This window comes from Acinetobacter sp. CIP 101966 (assembly GCF_000369725.1).
In the GTDB taxonomy this organism is placed as follows: domain Bacteria; phylum Pseudomonadota; class Gammaproteobacteria; order Pseudomonadales; family Moraxellaceae; genus Acinetobacter; species Acinetobacter lwoffii_Q.
Window position 1 is genome coordinate 866,611 of record NZ_KB850160.1, and the last position, 24,847, is coordinate 891,457.

The following is a 24,847-nucleotide window of genomic DNA, read 5'->3' on the forward strand; positions in this document are numbered from 1 at the left end:
TGTTTTATATTAGTAATATACGGCGTAAACGATAGGCATTAAAAAAGGCTCGTCTTGAGCCTTTTTCTTGGTAGTTTATGCCAATAAAAATAAAGTATTTCTGCTTTGCTCAAAGTAAATTCAGGATATTGCATATATATAAAATACGGCATTCTTGTTGGATAATATTTTCTAAAATACCCCCCAGTGACACTACAGAACCTACAAAACTGATAAAAAGATTGTTTCGTAGGTTTTGTAGTGTGATTTTTGGCACGTTTGAAAAAATAAATACTGGTTTCTGATGATGGATTAGCATGATTTACAAAACTAAAAATGAGGTTTCGTAGGTTTTGTAGTGTAGGTTTTAGGTGTTTTCAAAAATTCTAGGATTAATCCAATAGCGCTTTGATGGTCTGCCACCTTTAACAGTCGGCTCTATCTCCTCTAGCGTTAGCCAATTACTATCTACCAAAATATCCAAAGCATCACTAACCGCATCGGCATTTGTTAGACTTTTCCAGTTCTTTTGTTGTACCTGTCTTGGGGTAAAACCCTTAACACGCCAATCGTCATCTTTGAGATTTTTTAGCTTCTGACACAATGTGCCTGCTTTCATGGTTGTGCTCTGGAGAACAAGACCGTAAATGCGCCTAGCGTGAGTTTCGAGATAGTTACACCACTCGATAGCCATCTCAGCACAGCGCTTACTTACATCACCAACATGCCCCATCTGTACGCCATCAATAAGATGGAATATCAAAGCCAGTGCTGGCATTAATTTTCCGTATTTATCTAAGTGTTGGATGATGATTGGATGTTCCTCACTTGCTATAACTTCACTGTGTAGATGGGTAGTCCATGCAATGAATAGTTCCTGAGCATCCTCACTGAATCTGAAATATGGTCGGGGGTTATATTCATCCGCAGGTTTGGCACCAATCTGCACAATTGCGTTAGTAGTGAGATTGTCTAACGATTGGAATAGCTCAAAGACCGCTTTACGTGCGTCTTTGTTGGGGGTTTCGTCACGGTATGCCCAATTATTTGTGTCAGGATAAACGAGTAGCTGGAAGCGCTGTAACAAGCCATCATTGCCCATTCCTTTAATGCTTGGCTCAAGGTAGGCCACTAGCTTGTCAGGCTGGATTCCACCCAAGACCGATAAACAATGATTCTCAATAAATCCGTTTCCTCTCATAATTCTGTCAAACTCATACGGCTTATTTCCATTCCACCCTTCAAGATAAAATGCTCGGCCTGAATCACTATCATTTTTATCTAGTGAGGATAAAAGCCCGACCAATTCATCACGGCACACAAGAATGCCGTTCGGGTTAAGTTTTTCAAGTTCCGCCAACGCTTCGGGGCTAGCGTCATTAGTCTTGTAGCGCTTTAAAATTGGCTCGCCTGTGGCTTCGTCTTGCAGCTCTCTTAGTTCACTGGCGATCTGATTTTGTTTTTCTTTATCTGCCTTTTTGCCAGCATCTTTTAACTTATCCTTCAAGGCTTTTATGCTGGATTCCTTCACTAATGATGATATTTCATATTCTTTCAGCGCTTCGTCATAATCCTTTCTTGCATTTACAACAAGCCTGTCTAGCGCATACGTGCCAGCATTAAAAGCAGGAGATTTTTTGCTAGATGGTGGCGCAATAATACCGCCCCACAAGTTTGGAATTACTGTCCAATCATCGAACTGCTTTGGCTTAATCCCAACTCGCGCGCCCACCACAGAGCACAATGCAACTAGTGTGCATACTGCTACAAAATCAGGCGGCATATTGTCGGCTCGGTTCGCTTCGTCTCTGACGTATTCGTCCAAGTCATAAGGAAGCATTTCTTTCGTGAGCGGTGCCACAGGAGAGAGTTCTGCCTTAATTTCTTTCGGCTCTTTCCATTTACCCCACTGGCTAGGGTCTTGTAGTTGCTTGGCTGGTTCATTTTTTGGATGTTGCTCAAGAGAATCAAATTCAATTGATTCTATGATTTGCTGCTTTTTTTCAGATAAGAATGCCTTGATAGAATTTGGACTTAATTTTTTAAAATCCTGATCCGTATGGATAAATAAATCAGTATTATTTCTAGGAGGTTTTTTTCCTATTAACATTCTAAATATTGTTTCAGGCATACCATTGTTTATAATCTGATACGCTGCATCAATATCCTCATGAAATACAATGGCCTCTCCAGCCTTCGCAAGTTTTACAAATAAATTTATATCGTCAGTACCCAATACATAAGACATATATTTTTTATTTGTATTGCTTGCAAACACTCCAGCTTTACCAATCCAAAAAGATACTTTCTGAGAATCAATTTCTTTGTGTGGTATCTGATTTGTATCGTATTTTTTTGCAATGCCTCTGATTGCGTAGCCTACAATTTCATCCAATTGCTGAGGATTCACATAAGGGAGTGCTATGCATCCTTCACAGTTATATTGTGGTAATTCATAACAAATAAAGCTCTCAGGCTTTACTTTAAAGCTCTGTTCATCAATACAGCCTTTTATAAAATCTTCAAGCGAATGATATTCGGTTTTAAAGCCTGACACTGGATCGGTACTTACTGCCAAAACGATTGCAGTTTTATCACAAGGGAGTTTTGCATTCATGCTATACCCCCTACATTTATCACAGAATTTTCTAAATGGTTTTGAGCGGTTTTATTTGAGATGGATTTAGGCATGATTAATGCGCTCCTATGTTTTTAATAGAAGCCTTGCCAGTCACGACCAAGTGAGGGTGGCAAAGCTGAAAAGGGTTGGTCGACAGGCAACATAGGGAACCTGCACACCCGAAGGTGTCCCTCTCCAGCTCCGCCATAACATGCGAGCGCATAGAGATATTACGCACAAAAAAAGCCCTTTCGGACTGTGCGCCTATGTTACTTTTATAGCCGACCAAAGCTAGTTCACCATGAGGGTGAACGGTATTAGAATAAACAGAACTGCTGTACGTTGCAATAAAAATGCAAAATACAATAAAGCATATGCCTATAAATACACCCTTGAGCAAGTCCAAAAATATACTTTTCATCATGCTACCACCTACTTGATAAGTTGATAACGTGCATGTCTGCCAATGCCCGACTTATTGCGCTCACGAAGGGTCACAATGTCATAGCCAGCTTTGCGTAAACGCAGAATGATATCGCTTAAACGAAAGCATCCGTATCTCTCTAATGCTTCGATTGGTGTAATGGTTTTGAATTGTTTCAAATGGTCTAAAACTTGCTCTAATTGGGTATTAGTAGTCATGCTCAAACCTCCAATACTGCGAGGCTTTGCTTTTTATTGTTATGCCACTCTATAAGCTCAGCATAGTCAAAATATACTGGACTTTGTTTAGTATCCCCCTCTTTTATCGGTCTTGGGAAAGAAGCATCATTACGCACAATATGACGTAATGATTCACGGCTTATATCTAGTAGCTCACAAACTGTTTTGAATTTAATGCGGATAGGTGAAGTAGTCATAAAAAAGCCATACATGAAATAATATGGCTAAGTATCAATTTTATTCTAATTAGTTTGTGCAAGCCTGCTAGCAAAGATACCGATCAGCTAGCAAAGTGACCTTTTTACTAGCAGAAAGGTCATTTAAGCGCTTAGTAATTTCTTCAACCAACTTTTTAGTATCTAAATCAATATCAGTTTTAGGATTTTTTAAGTAAAACTCTTTAATAAAATACTTTGCACATACACTTTTAAATCTCCACTTTTTACCAGTTCGTGGATCTCCTTCTTGAAAAAGAAGAAAAATTTCCTCAAAGATTGGATCCATTTTTGTATTGTAATTACTAGCTTTTGCCTTACCTCCAGTAGATGCCATTTTTTTAATCTGGTTCTTGGCTTTTGTTTCAGAAATATCGCTTATGGCAAGACCAATCAAAAAATTGGCTGTTGTTATAACTTTAATTATTTGTTTAAAGTTTTCGTATTGTTCAGCCTCCCTCCAAGTTCTTGATTCTCTATCTACAGCAATTTCACTAAGAACGAATTCAATAGATGTAATTCCTACAGCTAAAGTGGTAGCTTGATCCCAGGTAAAAACTATTTTTGATACTTTATTGAACTCCTTAAATGCTCCCTGGGCATCTTGATGTGCTGCATTTATTACCTGTTTAACCTCATTATCATAATCATCATCGGTAACCACACACTCGGCTAACCCATACCCACCGATCCAACAAAAATATCGTAATAATTCGACTTCTTTTAGTCCTGTTAGAGCGACTAAATATGAAAGTTTCAATCTACTATCATCTATTAATTCCTTACAAATTTTCACATAAGGATTACTTTTATCTATAACAAGTTCGATTGATTTAAAGTCTGTATATTTACTCATTTTGCCTCCCACGGCGCACCCAAAAAAAATAGCTAAGCCAATCGAATTGGGTATCCGACTTTCGGGAGCAAACCTAGACTTAGCAAACTGAATATAAACGATATAAAACTATATTTTTGTATCTATTGGCATTACTGCGAAAAGTCTTGTCACTTAGCCAATTTTGCATATTTAAAATTGATTACATCATTGCTTAAAAGCTGCTGAGTGAAGTCATAAGGACTTATAAAGCTGTGCTGATTTGCCTCTAAGTAATCACTCCACCAATTCAGCATAGCTTTCCGTTCTTCTAAGTATTCGGCTTGATGCGTATAAGCTAAACGTACTTGGTCACGTTCTTGATGGCTCATTTGCTTCTCTACTGCTTCTGTTTGGAATAGTGTGCTTTGTACCAAGGCAGAACAAGCCATCCCCCTAAAACCATGCCCGCATATCTCGTTATCCGTGTCATAACCTAAACGGCGCAAAGTATTATTGATTGTTGTTTCACTGATAAAGCCTTGAGGGTCGCCATTCTTAGGAAAGACATTTTTAGTCATATGACTGTAGATATGAATCTCATTAAGAATTGAAACGACTTGAGGCGATAAAGGTATCAGGTGTTCAGTTTTCATTTTTGCACCACGATTAGAAAACTTCTGCCCTTCTATTAATTCCCGCTCTGGTGGTATCGTCCATATCCCCTTTTTAAGGTCGAACTCAGTCCAGCGAGCAAAACGCACCTCACTGGAACGTGCAAAAGTATGTAATGTAAACGCCGTACATAATCGTGTTAATGGATAGCCAGTATCATTACTTAATCTTTGCAGTAGCTCAGGCAGTCGTTCAAGTGGCAACTGCGGGTAGTGCTTCGCCTTGTTGGTCTTAACAAATACGTCCTTTAAAAAATAGGATGGGTTTTCTTCTAATAAACCTCTTGAGATTGCATAAGCAAAAATGGCGCTAAATCTCTGCCTTGTTTTCTTGAGTACCTCTGTAAATCCTTTTTCCTCAATTGACCGCAAAACCATAACTAAATCTTTTGGCTTCACTTCATCAATAGAATTGTTCCCGATCAAGGGGAATACATAGTCCTCTAAGTTTCTTAATGCTTTGTTTGCGGTATCGGGTATCCATCTGCCTGTATTACTATATTCCTTATGCCAGTCGCGGGCTATCGCTTCAAAACTAAATGAATTGTCCTTTTTATATTTTTGGATTTCTTCATATTCGATGGGATCTGTACCTTGTGCCAGTAGTTTTTCATATTTACGGCGTTTATCCCTTGCTGACTTTAGGCTTAATGCGGGGAAATTACCCAAAGTCATCAATCCATCTTTGCCATTTGCTTTTTTATATTTATATCGCCATACCTTAGTGCCACTTTTTCGTACAAACAGAATTAAGCCCTGTCCATCGTATAAAGAATAATCTTTATCTTGTGGCTTGGCGCTTGTGCATTTGGAATCTGAGAGCGGTGTGATGTGCTTAGCCATAGTCGGAATAAGGATATAAAAGTCAATAGAATCGAATATATCCTCATATATATCCTTATAACTTGCAACTATATCCTTATTTATTTTGTTATGTTCTGCTATGTTTTTATATAAACCCTTGTATTTAAAGGGTTAAGAGCCATGTTCTTGTATGCTCTGCTATTGATTTGGTGCGCTCAGCGGGACTCGAACCCACGCCACAGGCTTCGGAGACCTGTACTCTATCCAGTTGAGCTATGAGCGCATCTTTTTTGGATCGCGCACATCATAACAAAAAAAAGCATAAGGTAAAGCAACTATCTCTAACTTCATCATTTTTATGCTTAAGCTTTATACAATGTTCCAAAACAGCAACACAGAATTATATGTGAATCACTTGGCTTATTTTGCGAGATCACTCACAATATCTCAACTTTTCACCATTTGAGATATTCATGACTGATGCACTGATCTTAAGGGATTTGTCAAAGACCTATCACAATGGCTTTCAGGCATTGAAAGGAATTAACTTAAATGTACCAGAAGGTGAATTTTATGCGCTACTGGGTCCTAACGGCGCAGGAAAATCTACCACCATCGGTATTATCAGTTCATTAACAAAAAAAACATCCGGTACAGTCGAAATTTTTGGTCATAATCTGGATACCCACCCCTCTCAGGCCAAACAGTGTCTAGGTGTGGTGCCTCAGGAATTCAACTTTGCCCAGTTTGAAAAAACCTTCGATATTTTGGTGACTCAGGCAGGCTATTACGGCATTCCTAAAAAAATTGCACAGGAACGGGCGGAGCTTTATCTGACCAAACTGGGTTTATGGGAAAAGCGTTCCACTCAGGCCCGCATGTTATCCGGCGGGATGAAACGTCGCCTGATGATTGCGCGCGCCATGATGCACGAACCGAAACTGCTAATTCTGGATGAACCGACGGCTGGTGTTGATATCGAGCTGCGTCGTTCGATGTGGGAATTTTTAAACGAGATGAATGAAAAAGGCACCTCTATCATTCTGACCACGCATTATCTAGAAGAAGCGGAAATGCTGTGTCGCCGCATTGCGATTATCGATCGCGGTGTGATTAAAGAAGACACCACCATGAAAAGCTTCCTAAGTCAGCTCAATGAAGAATCGTTTATTTTTGATCTGGCCGAACCGATTGAACCTTTGCATCTGGATATCATCGGCGTGCGATTTAACCTGATCGATCCGATGACCTTAGAAATTACCATGGACAAGGCACATACCATGAATGATCTGTTCCAGTTACTGGAATCACAGAATATTCAGGTACGCAGTATGCGCAATAAATCCAATCGTCTGGAAGAACTTTTTGTGAAAATGGTCGAGAAAAATCTGGATGGAGCTGCGCAATGAACATTAATCAACTCAGCGTAGCTTTATATACCATTATCTATAAAGAAGTCCGTCGCTTTATGCGCATCTGGCCACAGACCCTGTTGCCACCTGCAATTACCATGAGCCTGTACTTTGTGATTTTTGGTAATCTGGTCGGCTCACGCATTGGAGAAATGGGCGGCTATAGTTATATGGAGTTCATTGTGCCCGGTCTGATTATGATGGCCGTGATCACCAACAGCTATGCCAACGTCTCGTCTAGCTTCTTCAGCTCAAAATTCCAGAAAAGTATTGAAGAACTGATCATGAGTCCGGTACCGATGCATGCCATTTTATGGGGTCATGTATTGGGCGGTGTGATTCGTGGGATACTGGTTGCGATCATTGTCAGTGCAGTGAGCTTATTTTTTGCCGATTTATACATCACCAACTGGTTTGTGACTATATATACAGTCTTGATTACTTCCCTGCTGTTTTCCTTGGGTGGTTTTATCAATGCCGTCTATGCCAAATCTTTCGATGATATCTCGATTATCCCGACTTTTGTGTTAACGCCACTGACCTATTTGGGTGGTGTATTTTATGCTATTTCGAGCTTAAGCCCATTCTGGCAAAATTTATCTTTAATTAATCCTGTCGTGTATATGGTGAATGCTTTCCGCTATGGCATTTTAGGGCATAGCGATGTCAATGTCGCCATTTCACTGACAGTAATTACCTTATGTTGTGCCGTGCTGTATGCAGTGGCCTATCATTTACTCTCCCGTGGTTCAGGAATGCGTGAATAATGAGTGTAGAACAATCTCTCCTTGGTAAAGACACCAATTACCCGACAGAATATCAGCCTGATGTTCTGTTTCCGATTTCGCGCGCGCCTGCCCGTGAACAATACGCACATGTCGAAGCGATTCAGCAAGGTGCAGACTGGTGGCATGTATTTGAAATTTCCTGGTTAAATTCAACCGGTGTGCCGCAAGTGGCTATTGGCCGCATTAGCTTGCCAGCGTCTTCGCCGAATCTGATTGAATCCAAATCCTTAAAACTGTATTTCAATAGCCTGAATTTTGCCAAGTTTGAATCTCAAGATGCCTTTATCACGACGGTCGAAAAAGATTTATCTGCTGCGGCTGAAGCTGAAGTTAAACTGCAATTGTTTCAGGTCGATGAATTAGAGATCAGCAAGCCGGAAGGCATCTGCATTGACGAGCTGACACCTGAGCGCCTAGAAAATCATCCAGATGCCAGTTTATTGGCTTTGGATTCGGATGATGCAGCAGAAGGTGAAATCCAGCTGTATTCACATTTACTCAGAAGTAACTGCCCAGTCACTGGCCAGCCGGACTGGGGAACAGTTTTTATACGTTATCAAGGTAAAAAACCTTGTTATAAGAGTATTTTAGCTTATATTATTTCCTACCGTCAGCATAATGGGTTCCACGAACAATGTGTGGAGCAGATGTTTGCCGATATCTGGCAGCAACTGAAACCGGAAAAGCTGATGGTCTACGCAACCTATACACGCCGTGGTGGATTGGATATCAACCCTTGCCGTGTATCGGATTTAACATGGATGCCTCGCCCTATTCGTTTAGCGCGACAATAAAAAACATTGAGGTTGAACAATGCCATTTTTTGGGTTTATTCCTTCTGCAGAGCTTTTAAATACAATTCAGACTGCACAAAAAAACAAAAATTCAAGTGAGCCGCTTTACCCATTGCGTGATAAAACCGCATTAATGATTAATGATGAAATTATTGATGCGATTCTTACCGAGCTGGTGCGTCGCTTTCCTGCCAGCGATAAACGTGATACTGCGGAAAAACTGGCTGGCTATATCAAGTCGACTGTTGCGGTTTTACTGAAGCAGCTATTGAGTAAAGCGCCGAACGATGTGGTCAGAGAGTCAATTGCATTCTCTGAGCGCAGTCTGTTTAAAGATCCTGAAGGACATTTACGCATTGGTGAATCACTGGATGCCAGTCTGGTGACGAATTTAAAACATCATTACGCAGAACTTAAAGCCGGTCAGACTATTGATAAACAAGCGTTCAGCAACCTGTACAAGCAATTTGGTGAAGCGACAGTACGACATTTTATGGTCGACTTTAATAAAACCCTGGATCTTGGCATGATCAAACGCAAGGCAGCAGATATTGGCGCATCTGCAGTGATCAAGGCCATCAATATGGCAGCAGATAAAATCATTCTGAATTTGAATAAAGATGAGCTGCGCGCCATGGCCGAATATCACGACACTTTGTTCTATACAGAATAGTTCAAGATTTTCTACAAATCTTGAGGAATTAGCCTGACTTCGGTCAGGCTTTTTTATGATCAGTGAAATAGCTTGTTACAGATAAGCGACTCTATAAGACAAACTGCCGTAAAAATAGCCAATCCATCGCTATTTTTGTATAAGCGGCTAGGTCTCTTATTCATCCGAATGTTATCTTTAATCTGGCACTTTAAGCCTCACGATTGAAAAAATTTTATCAATCTTTTTCATGGCATGATTCAAATGACATCGCCAGCAACTCATCAAAAAAACTGGAAATCGTAGCAAGATGTTGAAATCGGATTTTTATAAAAAGTTTAAGCAGCTTTCAATCGCACTTACCGCATTTGGTCTCAGCAGTTTGAGTCTGGCCAACGATTTCCAATATCACCCTTCTTATGCCGCTTTTAAGCAGAATGCCATGCAGAGCTATGGGCTAAGTGCCCAGCAAGTAGATTCTGCCATGAGTGGGACGCGTAACCTGCCCAATATCATCAATATCATGAATCGCCCAGGTGAAAGTAAGCCTTGGTATTCGTATAAGACTAACTTCTTAGCTGAATCTACCATTCAGCGCGGCGTACGTTTTAAACAGCAATATGCAGAAACGCTTAACCGTGCTGAACAGCAGTTTGGTGTACCACAGGCGATCATTCTGGGCATTTTAGGTGTAGAAACCGGTTTTGGTAGCAACAAGGGCTCTTTTGTCACTCGTGATGCCCTAGCAACCTTAGGGTTTGGCTATGAACGTCGTGCCCAGTATTTTCAGGATGAACTGGCTGCTTTAATTGCCTGGTCGTATAGAGATGGGGTTGCCACCTCTTCTGTGGTGGGTTCGTATGCCGGCGCTGTTGGCTATCCGCAGTTTATGCCGAGCAACATTCCAAAATTCGGCGTGGACTACGATGGCAATGGTCATATTGACCTGCGTAACTCAGCGGTAGATGCGATTGGTTCGATTGCCAACTATCTGGCACAGCATGGCTGGCAGCGTAATCAGCCCATTGCCTTTCCGGCACGTTATACCGGTTCAAATCCAGATACCGTGATTGCCAAGGATCTGACTCAACCTACCCCCTATGGTGTGTTAAAAACGCAAGGCATCAGCCCAATGAATCCAATCGTAAAAATTGACGATCTGGATCTGGTTAATGTAATTCAATTACAAGAAAATTATGGCTCGATTTACTACATCACTTATCCAAATTTTCAAGTGATTACCACCTATAATCGCAGCCGTATGTATGCCACTGCTTTGTGGTTATTAGGTACCGAAATTACCAGCCGTTAACACTAAAAATTAATACAAATTATGAAAGTCAACATTTTTATGGATTAATTTGTGCGTATTTTAAGCAATTTTAATATTACGTTACAATATTGATTATTTTTTGATCAATAATTGTTTATTTTGCGTTCTTTTTTTAACTATTTTAATTAAACACTAGACAGGGTATTGCCGACATGAATATTATCCATTTCGTTAAATGTAGTTGCATAAGTTAAATATCAGGCATGTTTACATGGTTTTTCAGCCATTTATGAACAACCAATAGATATGCTGTTAGGAGTTGATTCGATGCATTCTTCAATTTTGAAGTCTTTTATGGCCATTGCCACGATCGTCACGCTGACGCAATCGCAGGCAGATATGGTTCCGTCATCTTCATTCACCAATGAAAATGATAATTCGCGTCTTGCAACGCGAGTACTCAATAAAGAAGCTCAAAGCTTCAATTCAAATTTCACAAATTTGAACAGCCTTTCAATCACTGAGCGTTCTGGCGATAAAGTTCGCCGTGAAACCATTGCAGCGAAAATTGAACTTCCTGCAGAAGAGCCTTCAGTGATTGAAAAACTGAATACAGTGGCTTCTAATACTGTACGTAAATTCAGTCAGACAGGTACAGCGTCTTGGTATGGTCGTCAATTCCACGGCCGTAAAACCGCAAGCGGTGAAACCTTTGACATGAACGCAATGACAGCTGCTCATCGTAGCCTGCCATTGAACTGCTATATTCGCGTAACCAACCGTAATAATGGCAAGAGCGTCGTGGTTAAAGTAAATGACCGCGGTCCTTTCCATGGTAACCGTGTTGTTGATTTATCTTACGGTGCTGCGAAACAGTTGGGTATTACCAGTGCAGGTACTGCAAAAGTCAGTATTGAACGTGTCGCTGGTCCAAATTCTTAAGATTTGACCTGCAACACATTTAACAAAAGCCACAGCAATGTGGCTTTTTTATTGTGCTCATTTTCTAGAAGAATATAAACGCTCCTGCTCAGCCCTATCTTAAAGTTCTTTCAAGAAAATTTTGGTAGGCTCATCCTGCCTGATAAAATTCGCTCGCTTGCATGATTAACTTTTGACCATATCCGGATTCTGCTTTATATTTCCAGATAAGCAAAAACATGTTCATGGAATGGAGCGAAGAATGAAAACAATATCTGAATGGTTTGATGAATATAGCGACAGCCATCAAAATAAAACCAACAAGCTGATTCACTGGGTTTGCGTACCGACCATCTATTTTTCGATTATTGGCATTCTGGCGCATTTCAGCGCTTTGCTGACTACCCTGCTACTGGTTTTGGCTTTTATCTTCTATGCACGCCTAGATCTTGTTTTGGCAGTAGCGATGGCTACGTTGACTTTGGTCATGGCCTGGCTCATCTGGATTCTGCCAGTCGGTACCGGTTTCTTTATTGCCCTGTTTGCCTTGGCCTGGATTGGCCAATTTTATGGGCACAAAGTGGAAGGTAAAAAGCCTTCATTCTTCAAAGACCTCCAATTCCTCCTCATTGGCCCAATTTGGTGCATGGATGCCTATTTAGGTAAAATCCTACCGAACTGGAAATCACGCCATAACAGCGCAATTATGAGCATTTAAACGCTATATTCGATTTATCCAATCAGAAGAACCTTATTGATAGGTTCTTCCTTGATGTTTTAACCAGCCAGCGACATGTTTTCGTGCAGGGTCATGATGCGTCCAGTGAATCACCCCACCGTTGTCACTGTATTCATATTCTCCATAAAACTCGACCTGATCCTGTTTTTGAATATTCTGAATACGCGGTGCCAGATCGATATTATGTGCAACCAGTATAGTTTGGCCATTTGGTAACTCGAGGATAAACTTTTGATGACGCGATCCTTCATGATCATCTGGTAAAACAGCAACCACCTGCCCGCTTGAACGAACCTGTACATCACTCTGGCGATGTTGAAACGCCCGTGCAATTCGATCCAGATCATCAGTCTTTTGAGACGGTACTAAGTTAGGCTCTGAATCAAGCGTTTCAATTGTAGTATCAGATGCGGATGGAATAAGTGGTTGGGATTGTTGTAGATCCAGGCCCAGATAAGCAGCAATCAACAGTGCAATGACTGCACCGATGCTCAGATTGGTTTTATTTGGCATTTTTATAACTTTTTTATTAAATGATGAATACATGATCTGAGCTCTATCACCAAACCCAAATCCTATTCTTGAATTGCTGATGAAGAATAAATCAACATAAAAAAGCCCCATCAATCAGATAGGGCTTTTTCTAATTCCCAAGGAATTATTTTGCAGCAGCTTGAGCAGCAGCAACTTCTTCAGCGAAGCTCATTTCTGCTTTTTTCTCAATGCCTTCACCAACTTCGAAACGAACGAAGTTTGCAACTGTAGTACCAGTTGCTTTAAGAACGTCTGCAACTTTCTTGTCGTTGTCGATTACGTACATTTGACGCTCAAGCACAACTTCATTCAAGTATTTCTCAACAGAACCTACAACCATCTTCTCAACGATATTTGCTGGCTTGCCAGATTCAAGTGCTTTCGCTTCAGCAATTTCTTTCTCTTTCGCGATAAGCTCAGCAGAAACGCCTTCAGCATTTACAGCAACTGGGTTGAACGCAGCAACGTGCATTGCCAAGCCTTTACCTGTAGCTTCATCACCCGTGTAAGAAACAACAACACCGATTTTAAGACCGTGTTTGTAAACTGCAAGGTTTTCGCCTTCAACAATTTTCGCACGACGTACTTGGATGTTTTCACCGATCTTTTGAACAAGAGCGATACGCGCTTCTTCAACAGTTGCACCATCTTCTAGTTTCAATTCAGCGATTTGAGCAGGATCAGTTACGTTTGCAGCAAGTGCAGCAGCAGCAACTTTCGCAGAGAAACCAGCAAAGTTTTCGTCTTTTGCAACGAAGTCAGTTTGACAGTTAACTTCTAGAAGAAGTGCTTTGTTGCCGTCTTGAGCAATTGTGATTGCGCCGTCAGCAGCAATGTTACCTGCTTTTTTAGCAGCTTTAGCTTGACCAGATTTACGTAGGTTGTCGATCGCTAGTTCAACGTCGCCGCCCGCTTCTGTCAAAGCTTTTTTACATTCCATCATTGCAAGACCAGTACGATCGCGCAATTCTTTAACCATGCTTGCTGTAACTGCAGTCATGTTTATCTCCTAAATTCGGTAGAAAATGAATTCTTTTTAGAACAGAAACGGCCCAGAGGAGTTCTCATGGGCCGCCTGCATACATAACGCTTACTTTGCCACCATCACATGTCGCAAAAATGACAAGCTAGCGTCAAACGCATTAAGCCTCAGAAGCTGGAGCTTCTTCTGCTTTAGCTTGTGCATTTGCTTGTGATTGAGCATATTCTTTACCAGCAAGAATCGCATCAGCCATAGCAGAAGCATAAAGTGTTACTGCACGGATCGCATCATCGTTACCCGGGATAACGTAGTCTACGTTGTCTGGGTTAGAGTTTGTATCAACGATACCGATTACAGGAATACCAAGGTTCTTCGCTTCTTTGATTGCAATCGCTTCGTGATCAACGTCGATTACGAATAATGCGTCAGGTAAACCACCCATGTTTTTAACGCCGCCTAAGCCACGCTCAAGTTTTTCCATCTCACGAGTACGCTCTAGAGCTTCACGTTTAGTCAGCTTAGCGAAAGTACCGTCTTGAGATTGAGTTTGAAGGTCTTTTAAACGGTTGATAGATTGGCGAAGTGTTTTCCAGTTCGTCAACATACCACCTAACCAGCGGTGATCTACATATGGTTGACCAGCGCGTTGAGCTTGTTCACGGATGATCGCAGAAGCTGCACGTTTAGTACCAACGAACAAAACTTTGTTCTTTTTGCTAGCCAAGTTGTTAGCAAAGTTCAAAGCATCATTTAACGCAGGAACAGTGTGCTCAAGGTTGATGATGTGAATTTTGTTACGCGCACCAAAGATGTAATCACGCATCTTTGGATTCCAGAAACGAGTTTGGTGACCAAAGTGCGCGCCAGCTTGAAGAAGGTCGCGCATGCTTACGTTGTAATCTGCCATTTTCTTTACCTTAAAGTTTGGGTTAGGCCTCCATATACCCGCATTCTCCACCCTAAAGGGCACCCAGAGTAATGTGTCGATATATGTGCGGATTTTTTTGCCTCATCGCACAAAGCCCGTGAAATTTATTCACGAAAAAGCATTTGATAAAATGGGCGGCTATTTATACCATAGTCACACACAAATTTCCAAAAGTTTTTAGAGATCATGAACAACACTTATCAAGCTCCACGTCGACTCATCAAAACCCCTGACGAAATTGAAAAAATGCGTGTGGCAGGGCGACTGGCGGCAGAAGTTTTGGATATGATCAAACCGCATATTGTTCCAGGTGTCACCACTCTGGAACTTGATACGATTTGTCATGACTATATTGTCAATCAACAACAGGCAATTCCTGCATGCTTAGGCTATGGCGCTGCACCGGGTCGACCTGCCTTCCAACATACTATTTGTACTTCTGTAAACCATGTGGTGTGTCACGGCATTCCATCAGACAGTAAAAAATTGAAAAAAGGCGACATCCTGAACATTGATGTGACCGTGATTAAAGATGGCTACCATGGTGACACCAACATGATGTATATCGTGGGTGGTGAAACTTCAATTCTTGCCAACCGTCTATGTAAGGTAGCGCAAGAAGCCATGTACCGGGGTATTGAAACTGTAAAACCGGGTTCAACTATTGGCGATATTGGTCATGCCATTCAGCAGTATGTTGAATCTGAGCGTTTTGGCGTGGTACGTGAATATTGTGGTCACGGTATTGGTACGACTTTCCATGACGAACCGCAAGTGCTGCATTATGGTCAACCAGATACTGGCATGGTGCTTGAAGAAGGCATGACCTTTACCATTGAGCCAATGGTCAATGGCGGCGACTGGAAAACCAAATTACTCGGTGATAAATGGACAGTGGTCACCAAAGATCACTCATTGTCGGCACAATATGAACATACAATTCTGGTGACTAAAACCGGCGCGGAAATTTTAACAGCACGCCCGGACGAAGATTTGTCACGCTTTAGTGCGTAACCACAACATCAACAACACAAAATGGTCACTTTAAAGTGGCCATTTTTATTTTATATTTCATGCATCAATATGCATGACCGAGATGTAACAAGTCTCTCCTCGCCTGCTCCCAGCGCATCGAAATTCAAGATAAAGTTCGGTCAATACACCATTTTTTCCTTAAAGTTTTCCAAATTCTTTTGCCCTATCTGCACCATTTTAGGCTAAGATAATGTGCTTTTTATTTTTTAATCCCTATAAGAAGGAATACTGCCGTGGACGTACGTCTCTCTGATCGTGTGAATGCCATCAAACCGTCCCCTACGCTTGCTGTGACCAACAAAGCTGCTGAATTAAAAGCTGCAGGTCACAACGTGATTGGTTTGGGCGCAGGTGAACCAGATTTTGATACCCCTCAACACATCAAAGATGCAGCAATTGCAGCGATTAACAACGGTTTCACCAAATACACCGCTGTTGACGGTACGCCAGGTCTTAAAAAAGCCATTATTGCTAAATTCAAACGCGACAATAACCTAGACTATGCAGCAAACCAGATTCTGGTTTCTTGTGGTGGTAAGCAATCATTCTTTAACTTGGCACTTGCTTTGTTAAACAAAGGTGATGAAGTGATTATTCCTGCACCTTTCTGGGTAAGCTACCCGGACATGGTGATCATCGCTGAAGGCGTACCAGTTATTGTGAAATGTGGTGAAGAACAACGTTTCAAAATCACCCCTGAACAATTAGAAGCTGCAATCACGGACAAAACACGTCTAGTGGTATTGAACAGCCCATCTAACCCTACAGGTATGATCTACACTAAAGCTGAGCTTGAAGCGCTGGCTGGCGTACTTCGTAAATACCCAGAAGTATTTATCGCATCTGACGACATGTATGAACCAATCCGTTGGGATGACGAGTTCTACAACATCGCAACTGTTGCTCCAGACCTTTATGACCGCACGATTGTGTTAAACGGTGTGTCTAAAGCTTATGCAATGACTGGCTGGCGTATCGGCTACGCAGCGGGCCCTGCTAAACTGATTGGTGCAATGAAAAAGATCCAGTCTCAATCAACTTCTAACCCAACTTCTATTTCGCAAGTTGCTGCTGAAGCTGCATTGAATGGTCCTCAAGACGTTCTTGAACCAATGATTGAAGCATTCAAACGTCGTCATGACCTAGTTGTGAAAGGCTTGAATGATATTCACGGTATTTCTTGCTTGCCTGCTGATGGCGCATTCTATGCATATGCCAACATCAAACCGTTGATTCGTGCCAAAGGTCTTAAATCTTGCACAGAATTCTCTGCATGGTTACTGGAAGAGACTGGCGTTGCAGTGGTTCCTGGCGATGCATTCGGTCTTGGCGGTTTTATGCGTATCTCTTACGCTACTGCTGACGAAGTACTGGTAGATGCCCTTGCTCGTATCAAGAAAGCTGCTGATTCTATCGAAGGCGTTGATGCTGCGATTGCTTCAATCGAAGCTGAAAAAGCTGCAAAATAATCTAGCTTCCTAGATAAAAAAACCCGCGAATTTCGCGGGTTTTTTTATGTTCTTCAACATGTATTAAACAGTGAGTCGTATTCGCTTATAGCTCAAGTATTTAATGAGCAAACAAACAAAACATAGACTTGCTGCAATCGTGTACGCAATACTCAACATCCACCAAAAACCATGAATCCCCAATGCATTGCTTTGCCAATTGAACAGTGTCATTGGATGATACGTCACATACCAACCACCACCTAAGCCCACGACCAGCACGGTACTGATAAAAATAAACATCGGTCTGACAATTTCTCGCCAGCAACGTAGCATTGCCAAACTAATCACCAGTAGCGCATCAAAGATATGCATCCAACACATTAACAGGATCAATGCCAAGGCTAATGCAATCACCTGCGCATCATTGCTAAATAACCCCACAATCCAACTATCTAAGCCCCAAATAGTCAACACGACAACGATAGCTATTAGCATCACAGCCATCAGTGCCCGCTTACTGAGTTGCCATGCAGCATCAATCTGCTCCGCACCAATTTGAGTCGACACCAAAATACCGAAGGCGGATGCCATCGACATCGGCAACATAAACATCAGGCCCAATAAACCAAGCATCACCTGATGTGCATTCACTACAATGTCACCCAAAGGCAAGATCAGCAAAGCAATCGCGCTGATGGCAAATACATCCACAAAAGTCACCACCGCATTGGGCAATCCAATTTTTAAAATTTTCAACAAAGTCTGCCAGTGAAAGAAAACACCAGACCACTGGATCTTTAACTTCTGCTCAAGGAAGAAAAAATAGTAAACAAACAACAGTACCCACTGCACAATTAAATGTGCCATGAATGCACCTTCAACCCCATAGCTTGTAACATAACCCTCAATGCCATAAATCAAGACATAAGCCAAAGCCACTTTGAGCAGTAAATAGATCATATTGGCGTAAAACACACGCTTAGCCTGCCCACAGGCTTGGGTGAAAATATATAAAATACGCAACAATAAATGCGCTGGAATCGTCCAAGCCAACAGCCACAGACATGGCACAATCAATGCCTGTAAGGCCGCATCTGCCTTTAAAAAATAAAGTAAAGGAGTCGCATGATTAAACAAGTACATCGCAACAGCAGAAATCACCAGTACAATCAAAATACTTTGCTTCACGATACGTTGTATATCCGCATAATCCTGACGTCCATTGGCTTCTGCCAGCTCTTGCATCATGCCCTGTAACACCCCAATACCCGTCACAAAGCACAAAGAATAAACAGACAAACAGACTGCCAATGCAGCCACATGCTGAGGTGAAAAATGTGATAGAAAAATCACGTCGAACAAACTACTGAGCATAATAATGGCATTACTGAGAAAAATAGGCACCCAAAGATGCAGAAACTGTTTCATCACCCTATCACTCGATTTTTTAATTCTTTTATAAGATTCGTTTTTTTTGGCAGATTATTTAGATCTGAGATATTTCATTAGAAATGTATACCAGTATCGTGCCATAAATTATTCTATTTCTTATTTTTTATAAAAATGATTTTACTCAGGTGCAGGCAATGCACTTCTTACAAAATAATCCGCCATTCCTATACCAGATTGCTATTATCGATGTCACAATTTTGAATTAAACCTCAATAACTCAAGAATAATGAAAGGAAAAGTACAATGAACCCAAAAGAAATGAGCGGTTTAGCATTACTGGAAGCGATGCGTGATGAAAAAATCCCGGCCCCAAGTATTAGCGAAACCATGTCGATGCAACCAGCAGTGATTGAAAGCGGACATGTAGAATTTAAGGTCAAAGCTGATCATCGACATTTAAATCCGCTTGGCGGCGTCCATGGTGGTTTTGCTGCAACCGTTTTGGATACCGTGACAGGCTGCGCGATTCATACTTTACTTGAAGCAGGTGTCGGTTATGGCACCATTGATCTGAATGTAAAGATGTGCCGCCCTATACCTCAGAATCAGCCACTGAAAGCCGTAGGAAAATCAATTAATCTCAGTAAAAATTTAGGTATTTCTGAAGGTCAGATTCTGGATGAAGAAGGTCGCCTGTATGCTCATGCCACTGCGACCTGTATGATTATTCGGACTGAATGAAATTGCTAGCCTGCACAACTCATCAGGTAATTCATTTAAATAATACTGCTTTTCGCCTGCCCCGCTTCAACAAATGACAAGCGTGGTCGAGTTAAGCCTTGAAACTCAAAATAATGCTTGGAAACATTGGCTAATTCCACATCTTGTGTTTGTGTTATTGAGGCTTGCCACGCTTTAGACTGATTGGTTCCCGTCAAAAGATTCCCAGAAATGGCATAGATATAAAGATCTTTGTCTCGCTCTTTCAGATAGTCTGCATTCAGGAAAACTTCAAAGTTAAATTGACGTTCAGTTTCTACCAACCATTTTTCTGCAAACCATAATTGCAGCAAATCACCTAAATAAAGTGATTTTTGCGCCAAGGGCCATAGCGTGATATGAGCGTCTTTAACCGGGATATAATACTGTGCAGGATCAGCAATAATTTGCAGATAGTTTTCTTGATAATAAGCCAGTTGAGAGAAAATTTGAGGGATGCTGAGCGTATTCATTCGCTGTCTCCGGTTTAGCCATTTTTGTGCTGGCAAGTAGGTTTAAATCCACACTGTTTGACCATTTGGTCAAACGACTTTATGGTTTTAATCTAGCAAGTGAAATTTATTCTGACAAGTATTTTTCGTGAAATTTATGCAATTGCCTAAATTAAAAACAGACAGGCTGTATTTATAATAAATATGATAATTTTTACTTGACCCCTGTCAAAATCTCTCTATAATCGCTTTCAGATTCTCCAATAGCTCAGTCGGTAGAGCGACGGACTGTTAATCCGCAGGTCCCTGGTTCGAGCCCAGGTTGGAGAGCCAAATTCAAGAAAGCCCACTCATAATGAAGTGGGCTTTTTTATTACTTAAAATTTGACGGCTTGTTATTTTCAAATATTTAAAATAAATAATTATTTTCAATCCCTCATAAAACTCGATATATAAATACCCCTCTTTTAAAATTTCGAGATATAAAAAATCCCCCATAGATGGAGGATTTTTAAGCTGTCACCGAGATTAAGCCGCTTGAGCCGGCACACCGCTATGAAAACGGAAAGTTTCATCAGGCGCGAGAATTAGCTGTTTTTCAACTTCACGAATATGCAAGATTCGCTCCTGAATATCCTCTTTCGGATTTTTCAGTTTCGCCGTGGTTGCCACATCCATCGCCAAAGCCAGATAGTCTTCAAAATGGCGAGATTCGGACTTGAGCAGATAACGGTAGTAACGTGCTAACTCATCATCAACACGCGAAGCAAGTGCGTAGAAACGCTCACAGGAACGTGCTTCCACAAAGGCACCAATCACCAAGACATCAATCAAGGCTTCAGGTTCAAAAGTCCGGATTTCTTTGCGTAAACCACCAGCATAACGCCCTGCACTCAAGTTCTGCCAAGCCTGACCGCGCTTGTTCATCAATTCAAGTACTTGCTCATAATGCAGCATTTCTTCACGTACCAGCTGCGCAAGCTTCACCTGTAGATCAACAAAATAACTATAGCGGAACATCAGGTTCATGGCAGTGCTAGCTGCTTTTTTTTCACAGTTGGCATGATCTTGCATTAAGATTTCAAGATTTTCGACCGCCATATCTAGCCATGCTTGCGGTGTTTCACAACCGAGGAAAGCAATCACTGGCTGCATCAGTTCATCATAATTAATATTCGACATAATTACTCTAATCTTAACGCGCTGACTTAATCACGGCTTTCATTTGCTGAACCGCTTGTGCCAGACCGACAAATACCGCATCCGCAATTAAAGAATGACCAATATTGAGCTCATGAATCTGCGGAATCGCGGCGATTGGCGTTACATTATCCAGATTTAAACCATGACCTGCATTCACCACCAGACCTTTAGATACAGCATATTCAGCACCTTTGATAATACGTTCAAGTTCCGCCTGTTGCGCTTCTGGAGTTTCTGCATCGGCATAGGCGCCTGTGTGAATCTCAATCGTCGGTGCACCACAAGCAACTGCTGCATCAATTTGTGCAAAATCAGCATCAATAAATAAAGATACATCACAACCAATGGCTGCCAGTTCTTGAGTCGCTGCTTTTACAGCATCAAAATTGCCCACGACATCCAAACCACCTTCAGTGGTCACTTCCTGACGTTTTTCAGGAACAAAGCAAACATGCTGTGGCTTGATTTCCTTGGCAAAGGCAATCATTTCATCCGTTATCGCCAACTCAAGGTTCATACGGGTTTTTAACACAGGACGCATACGACGTACATCGTCATCCTGAATGTGACGACGGTCTTCACGCAAGTGCAAGGTAATGCCTTCTGCCCCTGCCTGTTCGCAGATCAATGCAGCATTGACTGGGTCTGGGTACGTCGTACCACGTGCTTGTCTTAATGTTGCGACATGGTCAATATTGACACCAAGTAATGCAGCCATAATCTTCTCCTAACTACGATTGAGATTGAGAGTTTTGAATCCAGAGTTGTCGACTCTTTAATGGTCGATCACCGAGCAAAGCCGTGATCACCTGTCGATATAGTTTCGTCAGTAATTGTAACTGTTCCGGATTAAAATCCCCACCATTTTCATGCGTCAACATACTTAAAATCTGTTGACCAGACATAGTGGAGCGCAAGGCCTTAGCCGATGGCATAAAGCCAGCATTGAGCTGAAAATAATAATGTTGCTCAGGATTAATCTGCACCTGATTGGCATCTACTGAAAAATCCAGACCATAACCGAGTTCTTCTAGCAGAACATGCTCAAACTGACGCAAGATCTGTTTTAAATATAAATTTGGATTGGATTGTGCGGATAATTGCTGTAATGCAGTCAAGGTCTCAGCATATTTGGCAAAAGTTTGCGGCATTTCGACTTCTAAAGGACATAGCCGTAACAGGATTTCATTCAAATAAAAACCCGAGAAAAAGGCATCGCCAAAAAAGAAAATCGGCTGATTGACAATTTCCAGTTTAGTAAAATTTTTGAGTTCGGATTTACCTGAAGCCTGCAAGCGAATGGGCTGATACTGTGGTGGTGGCATTTGCCTGAGAATACCATCTACCCTGCCATATTCTTGGGTAAATAAATGCACAATATGACTGCGTTCACGGTACTTACGATGATGAATCAAATAGCCATGCAGTACTTCATTACGCATAAGCGGGTACTTTAATCCTTATCTTTTTTTGATTTTTTATCATCTTCTTCGTCATCCCCATCCGGGATCACTGCACCCACAACAGCCGCAGTACCTTTGACTGCGACTTTTGTGGTTTTATAAGCCACCTTGACAGGAACCGTGACCACTTTATGAATACAGCCTTGCAGGAATAAAACACATACAACTACTGCTAACACTTTTATCATCACGGCATTCCTTAAAGAGTCTTACAAATTTTTATCGCTTAGATATCACTATAACCTAAGCTTTTTAATGCACGCTCATCATCAGACCAGCCACCTTTGACTTTCACCCAAAGGGTTAGCATGATTTTTTGCTCGAACATTTTTTCCATGTCGAGACGCGCATCCATACCGATTTTCTTCAGTTTGACACCTTTCTCGCCAATCACAATGGCTTTTTGGCTCGGACGATCGACAAAAATCGTGGCATCAATATAGGTACAGGCTGCCTTCATACGACCGGTTTTTTCATTCAAGACCGGTTCTTCAGTTTTGAAGGATTCGATCTGAACGGTCAAATCGTATGGAAGCTCTTCACCCAGTTGGCGCATGATCTTTTCACGGATAATTTCAGATGCCAGGAAACGCTCTGAACGATCGGTCAGTTGATCCAGCGAGTACAGTGGTGGCTGGAATGGAAGATACTTGGCAATCGTGTCACGCAAATGTTCAAGATTGGCACCACGAAGCGCAGATACCGGTACGATTTCTGCAAAGTTCATCAGCTTTTCGCGTTCACGAATCAGCGGCAGAGCTTCGTTCTTGTTTTCAAAAGTATCCAGCTTGTTAATCACCAGAATGACTGGCATTTCAGCATTTTTCAGCTTTTCCAGAACCAGGTCATCGTTTGGCGTCCACTTTTGTGCATCCACTACGAATAAAACCAGGTTCACATCACGCAAAGCCGAATGTGCCGCACGGTTCATCATTTTATTGATGGCACGGACTTCTTTTTTATGCATCCCAGGTGTATCAACAAATACTGCCTGAGATTTTTCACGTGAATCAATCCCCACAATTTTATGACGTGTGGTTTGCGGTTTACGTGAAGTAATCGAAAGTTTCTGACCCAGAATATGGTTCATTAAGGTAGATTTACCCACATTCGGGCGACCTACAATAGCAACAAAACCACTACGATAATCTGATGGGATTTCGGTGCCTTGCGCACTAAAAAATTGACTAATAAGGTCGTGACTGTCGCTTTGCGACTCGTGATCAGCATCAATGTGATCGGAATGAGTAGTCATTAAGACTTATGCTCCAAAAGTTTCAAAATATCCGCCGCAACGGCTTGTTCAGCAAAACGCCGGCTCGCGCCTTCGCCTTGCATAGTCGGCAATCCCGCAATCTGGCATTCCACTTTAAAATGCTGATTGGGTGCATCACCTTGAATATCTACAACCTCGTAAACTGGGAGAGGTTTCTTACGTGCTTGTAAATACTCTTGTAAGCGAGATTTAGGATCTTTAAGCTGATCTGTGGGCTCAATATGATCTAAATAGGGTTCGTACCATTTTAACACAATCGGTTCTAGCACAGTGAGATCACCGCAGTCGACATAGATTGCGCCAATAATGGCTTCTACCGTATCTGCCAGTATAGACTCACGATGATGACCACCAGATTTCAATTCACCGGTACTGAGAATTAAATTCTGGCTCAGTTTTAAATCATTGGCGATTTTTCCTAATGCTTCCTGACGAACCAGGGTTGCACGCATACGCGTCAACCGGCCTTCATTTTCGCTTGGATAGGCATTAAAAAGATAATTCGCAATGATCATCCCTAAAAGAGAATCGCCCAGAAATTCCAGGCGCTCGTAGTTGTGTTTATGACTGACTGAACGATGAGTCAATGCCAGTTTCAGCAAATCAGCCTGTTTAAACTGATAGCCGATCCGTTTGGCAAGACGTTCATCATTTAGCTTTGACTGTGCTTTGATCAAACTCTTTCTCAAACTTCATCACTAAATCGATATTCATTATGAAATTTTTACGAATTTCATAATTCTTGTGCACCTGTAAACCATCGGTATTGGTAACTTTGGCAATTTCGTCAAACTTTAGATCACGAATATTATTCATTTCTAAACGCTGACTCATCTGTTGACGGAATTTTTCTGGCGTTATATTGGCTGGAGCACTTTTTAACAGCGCCTCAATCTCACCATCTACCATACGATCATCGAAGTATGGTCCCCACACCGCAATCGCCACTTTTGCAAGAAATGCAAAGCCCACGATTGCAATTAAAACCCCAATATAAGAAGCACCTTGTTGATGTCTCATTTTT

28 protein-coding genes and 2 tRNA genes are annotated in these 24,847 nt (G+C 41.5%); 11 read left to right on the forward strand and 19 right to left on the reverse strand.

Annotated elements, in window-relative coordinates; translation table 11 throughout:
* Positions 1-346: 346 nt before the first annotated feature.
* From F891_RS10245 to F891_RS10270, 7 genes are all read right to left on the reverse strand, one after another.
* A complete protein-coding gene (locus tag F891_RS10245) occupies positions 347-2,596 on the reverse strand; it encodes a YfjI family protein (protein ID WP_005263450.1) in 2,250 nt (749 codons plus the stop codon).
* A 76-nt stretch (positions 2,597-2,672) separates the two neighbouring features.
* Positions 2,673-3,020 carry a hypothetical protein gene (locus F891_RS18310; protein WP_415867433.1) on the reverse strand — a complete coding sequence of 116 codons (348 nt, stop codon included), beginning with the start codon at positions 3,018-3,020 and terminating at the stop codon, positions 2,673-2,675.
* A gap of 11 nt (positions 3,021-3,031) precedes the next feature.
* Positions 3,032-3,241, reverse strand: coding sequence for a helix-turn-helix domain-containing protein (locus F891_RS10250; protein WP_005263452.1), 210 nt, complete (start codon positions 3,239-3,241; stop codon positions 3,032-3,034).
* A 2-nt stretch (positions 3,242-3,243) separates the two neighbouring features.
* Entirely contained in the window at positions 3,244-3,459 is a 216-nt protein-coding gene (locus F891_RS10255) for a transcriptional regulator (RefSeq protein ID WP_034439583.1), read from the reverse strand.
* A 67-nt stretch (positions 3,460-3,526) separates the two neighbouring features.
* Positions 3,527-4,333 carry a hypothetical protein gene (locus F891_RS10260; protein WP_005263455.1) on the reverse strand — a complete coding sequence of 269 codons (807 nt, stop codon included), beginning with the start codon at positions 4,331-4,333 and terminating at the stop codon, positions 3,527-3,529.
* Between the two features lie 149 nt (positions 4,334-4,482).
* Positions 4,483-5,808: a tyrosine-type recombinase/integrase gene (locus F891_RS10265; protein WP_005263456.1), complete on the reverse strand. Its 1,326-nt coding sequence runs from the start codon at positions 5,806-5,808 to the stop codon at positions 4,483-4,485.
* A gap of 168 nt (positions 5,809-5,976) precedes the next feature.
* A tRNA-Arg gene (locus F891_RS10270) sits at positions 5,977-6,052 on the reverse strand.
* A 190-nt stretch (positions 6,053-6,242) separates the two neighbouring features.
* On the opposite strand from F891_RS10270, the gene F891_RS10275 reads away from it, so the two are divergent.
* The 7 genes from F891_RS10275 to F891_RS10305 all read left to right on the forward strand — a co-directional run bounded on the left by F891_RS10275 (position 6,243) and on the right by F891_RS10305 (position 12,327).
* Positions 6,243-7,178 carry an ABC transporter ATP-binding protein gene (locus tag F891_RS10275; RefSeq protein ID WP_005103790.1) on the forward strand — a complete coding sequence of 312 codons (936 nt, stop codon included), beginning with the start codon at positions 6,243-6,245 and terminating at the stop codon, positions 7,176-7,178.
* The gene (locus F891_RS10280; protein ID WP_004279041.1) at positions 7,175-7,948 is read left to right on the forward strand and encodes an ABC transporter permease; all 774 of its coding nucleotides are present in this window, start codon (positions 7,175-7,177) and stop codon (positions 7,946-7,948) included. Before F891_RS10275 ends, F891_RS10280 begins: the two co-directional genes overlap by 4 nt.
* Positions 7,948-8,763 carry an NADPH-dependent 7-cyano-7-deazaguanine reductase QueF gene (gene queF / locus F891_RS10285; RefSeq protein ID WP_004279042.1) on the forward strand — a complete coding sequence of 272 codons (816 nt, stop codon included), beginning with the start codon at positions 7,948-7,950 and terminating at the stop codon, positions 8,761-8,763. The genes F891_RS10280 and queF overlap by 1 nt, the downstream gene beginning before the upstream one ends.
* Positions 8,764-8,782: 19 nt before the next feature.
* The gene (locus F891_RS10290) at positions 8,783-9,436 is read left to right on the forward strand and encodes a hypothetical protein (protein ID WP_004279043.1); all 654 of its coding nucleotides are present in this window, start codon (positions 8,783-8,785) and stop codon (positions 9,434-9,436) included.
* Between the two features lie 289 nt (positions 9,437-9,725).
* A complete protein-coding gene (mltB, locus tag F891_RS10295; RefSeq protein ID WP_004731648.1) occupies positions 9,726-10,727 on the forward strand; it encodes a lytic murein transglycosylase B in 1,002 nt (333 codons plus the stop codon).
* Between the two features lie 288 nt (positions 10,728-11,015).
* Entirely contained in the window at positions 11,016-11,630 is a 615-nt protein-coding gene (locus tag F891_RS10300) for a septal ring lytic transglycosylase RlpA family protein (protein ID WP_004279046.1), read from the forward strand.
* A 241-nt stretch (positions 11,631-11,871) separates the two neighbouring features.
* Positions 11,872-12,327 carry an Mpo1 family 2-hydroxy fatty acid dioxygenase gene (locus F891_RS10305; RefSeq protein ID WP_004731650.1) on the forward strand — a complete coding sequence of 152 codons (456 nt, stop codon included), beginning with the start codon at positions 11,872-11,874 and terminating at the stop codon, positions 12,325-12,327.
* Between the two features lie 33 nt (positions 12,328-12,360).
* Here F891_RS10305 and F891_RS10310 read toward each other — a convergent pair whose 3' ends face one another.
* The 3 genes from F891_RS10310 to rpsB all read right to left on the reverse strand — a co-directional run bounded on the left by F891_RS10310 (position 12,361) and on the right by rpsB (position 14,771).
* Positions 12,361-12,861, reverse strand: coding sequence for a DUF3465 domain-containing protein (locus F891_RS10310; protein ID WP_034439586.1), 501 nt, complete (start codon positions 12,859-12,861; stop codon positions 12,361-12,363).
* Positions 12,862-13,006: 145 nt separating this feature from the next.
* Positions 13,007-13,882 carry a translation elongation factor Ts gene (tsf, locus tag F891_RS10315; protein ID WP_004279049.1) on the reverse strand — a complete coding sequence of 292 codons (876 nt, stop codon included), beginning with the start codon at positions 13,880-13,882 and terminating at the stop codon, positions 13,007-13,009.
* 142 nt (positions 13,883-14,024) lie between these two features.
* Positions 14,025-14,771 (reverse strand): 30S ribosomal protein S2, encoded by a 747-nt coding sequence (gene rpsB / locus F891_RS10320; RefSeq protein ID WP_004279050.1) that lies wholly within the window; start codon positions 14,769-14,771, stop codon positions 14,025-14,027.
* Between the two features lie 207 nt (positions 14,772-14,978).
* Between rpsB and map the strand changes: the two genes are divergently transcribed.
* Together map and F891_RS10330 are read left to right on the forward strand one after the other, a co-directional pair.
* Entirely contained in the window at positions 14,979-15,806 is an 828-nt protein-coding gene (gene map / locus F891_RS10325) for a type I methionyl aminopeptidase (RefSeq protein ID WP_004279051.1), read from the forward strand.
* 254 nt (positions 15,807-16,060) lie between these two features.
* Positions 16,061-17,296 carry a pyridoxal phosphate-dependent aminotransferase gene (locus F891_RS10330; protein WP_004279052.1) on the forward strand — a complete coding sequence of 412 codons (1,236 nt, stop codon included), beginning with the start codon at positions 16,061-16,063 and terminating at the stop codon, positions 17,294-17,296.
* 63 nt (positions 17,297-17,359) lie between these two features.
* Here the strand turns inward: F891_RS10330 and F891_RS10335 are convergent, their stop codons facing one another.
* On the reverse strand, positions 17,360-18,706 hold the full coding sequence (locus tag F891_RS10335; protein WP_004279053.1) for an MATE family efflux transporter: 1,347 nt from the start codon (positions 18,704-18,706) through the stop codon (positions 17,360-17,362).
* 267 nt (positions 18,707-18,973) lie between these two features.
* Here F891_RS10335 and F891_RS10340 point away from each other — a divergent pair, with 267 nt between their 5' ends.
* Complete coding sequence (locus F891_RS10340; protein ID WP_004279054.1) at positions 18,974-19,411, forward strand: PaaI family thioesterase; 438 nt, start codon at positions 18,974-18,976, stop codon at positions 19,409-19,411.
* Between the two features lie 35 nt (positions 19,412-19,446).
* Here the strand turns inward: F891_RS10340 and F891_RS10345 are convergent, their stop codons facing one another.
* The gene (locus F891_RS10345; protein WP_004731657.1) at positions 19,447-19,902 is read right to left on the reverse strand and encodes a hypothetical protein; all 456 of its coding nucleotides are present in this window, start codon (positions 19,900-19,902) and stop codon (positions 19,447-19,449) included.
* Positions 19,903-20,138: 236 nt separating this feature from the next.
* Here F891_RS10345 and F891_RS10350 point away from each other — a divergent pair.
* Positions 20,139-20,214: transfer RNA gene (locus F891_RS10350), tRNA-Asn, on the forward strand.
* A gap of 195 nt (positions 20,215-20,409) precedes the next feature.
* Here the strand turns inward: F891_RS10350 and F891_RS10355 are convergent.
* The 7 genes from F891_RS10355 to F891_RS10385 are packed head-to-tail and all read right to left on the reverse strand — an operon-like array spanning position 20,410 to position 24,843.
* Positions 20,410-21,063, reverse strand: a complete 654-nt coding sequence (locus F891_RS10355) for a MiaE family protein (protein ID WP_004279057.1) — start codon at positions 21,061-21,063, stop codon at positions 20,410-20,412.
* Between the two features lie 13 nt (positions 21,064-21,076).
* Positions 21,077-21,802, reverse strand: coding sequence for a pyridoxine 5'-phosphate synthase (gene pdxJ, locus F891_RS10360; RefSeq protein ID WP_004279058.1), 726 nt, complete (start codon positions 21,800-21,802; stop codon positions 21,077-21,079).
* A 13-nt stretch (positions 21,803-21,815) separates the two neighbouring features.
* The gene (gene recO / locus F891_RS10365) at positions 21,816-22,526 is read right to left on the reverse strand and encodes a DNA repair protein RecO (RefSeq protein WP_005263466.1); all 711 of its coding nucleotides are present in this window, start codon (positions 22,524-22,526) and stop codon (positions 21,816-21,818) included.
* Positions 22,527-22,537: 11 nt separating this feature from the next.
* Positions 22,538-22,735 carry an NF038104 family lipoprotein gene (locus F891_RS10370; RefSeq protein WP_005263469.1) on the reverse strand — a complete coding sequence of 66 codons (198 nt, stop codon included), beginning with the start codon at positions 22,733-22,735 and terminating at the stop codon, positions 22,538-22,540.
* 38 nt (positions 22,736-22,773) lie between these two features.
* A complete protein-coding gene (gene era, locus F891_RS10375) occupies positions 22,774-23,802 on the reverse strand; it encodes a GTPase Era (RefSeq protein WP_004279061.1) in 1,029 nt (342 codons plus the stop codon).
* Entirely contained in the window at positions 23,802-24,500 is a 699-nt protein-coding gene (rnc, locus tag F891_RS10380; RefSeq protein ID WP_004279062.1) for a ribonuclease III, read from the reverse strand. Before rnc ends, era begins: the two co-directional genes overlap by 1 nt.
* The gene (locus F891_RS10385) at positions 24,472-24,843 is read right to left on the reverse strand and encodes a DUF4845 domain-containing protein (protein WP_004279063.1); all 372 of its coding nucleotides are present in this window, start codon (positions 24,841-24,843) and stop codon (positions 24,472-24,474) included. Before F891_RS10385 ends, rnc begins: the two co-directional genes overlap by 29 nt.
* Positions 24,844-24,847 lie beyond the last annotated feature (4 nt).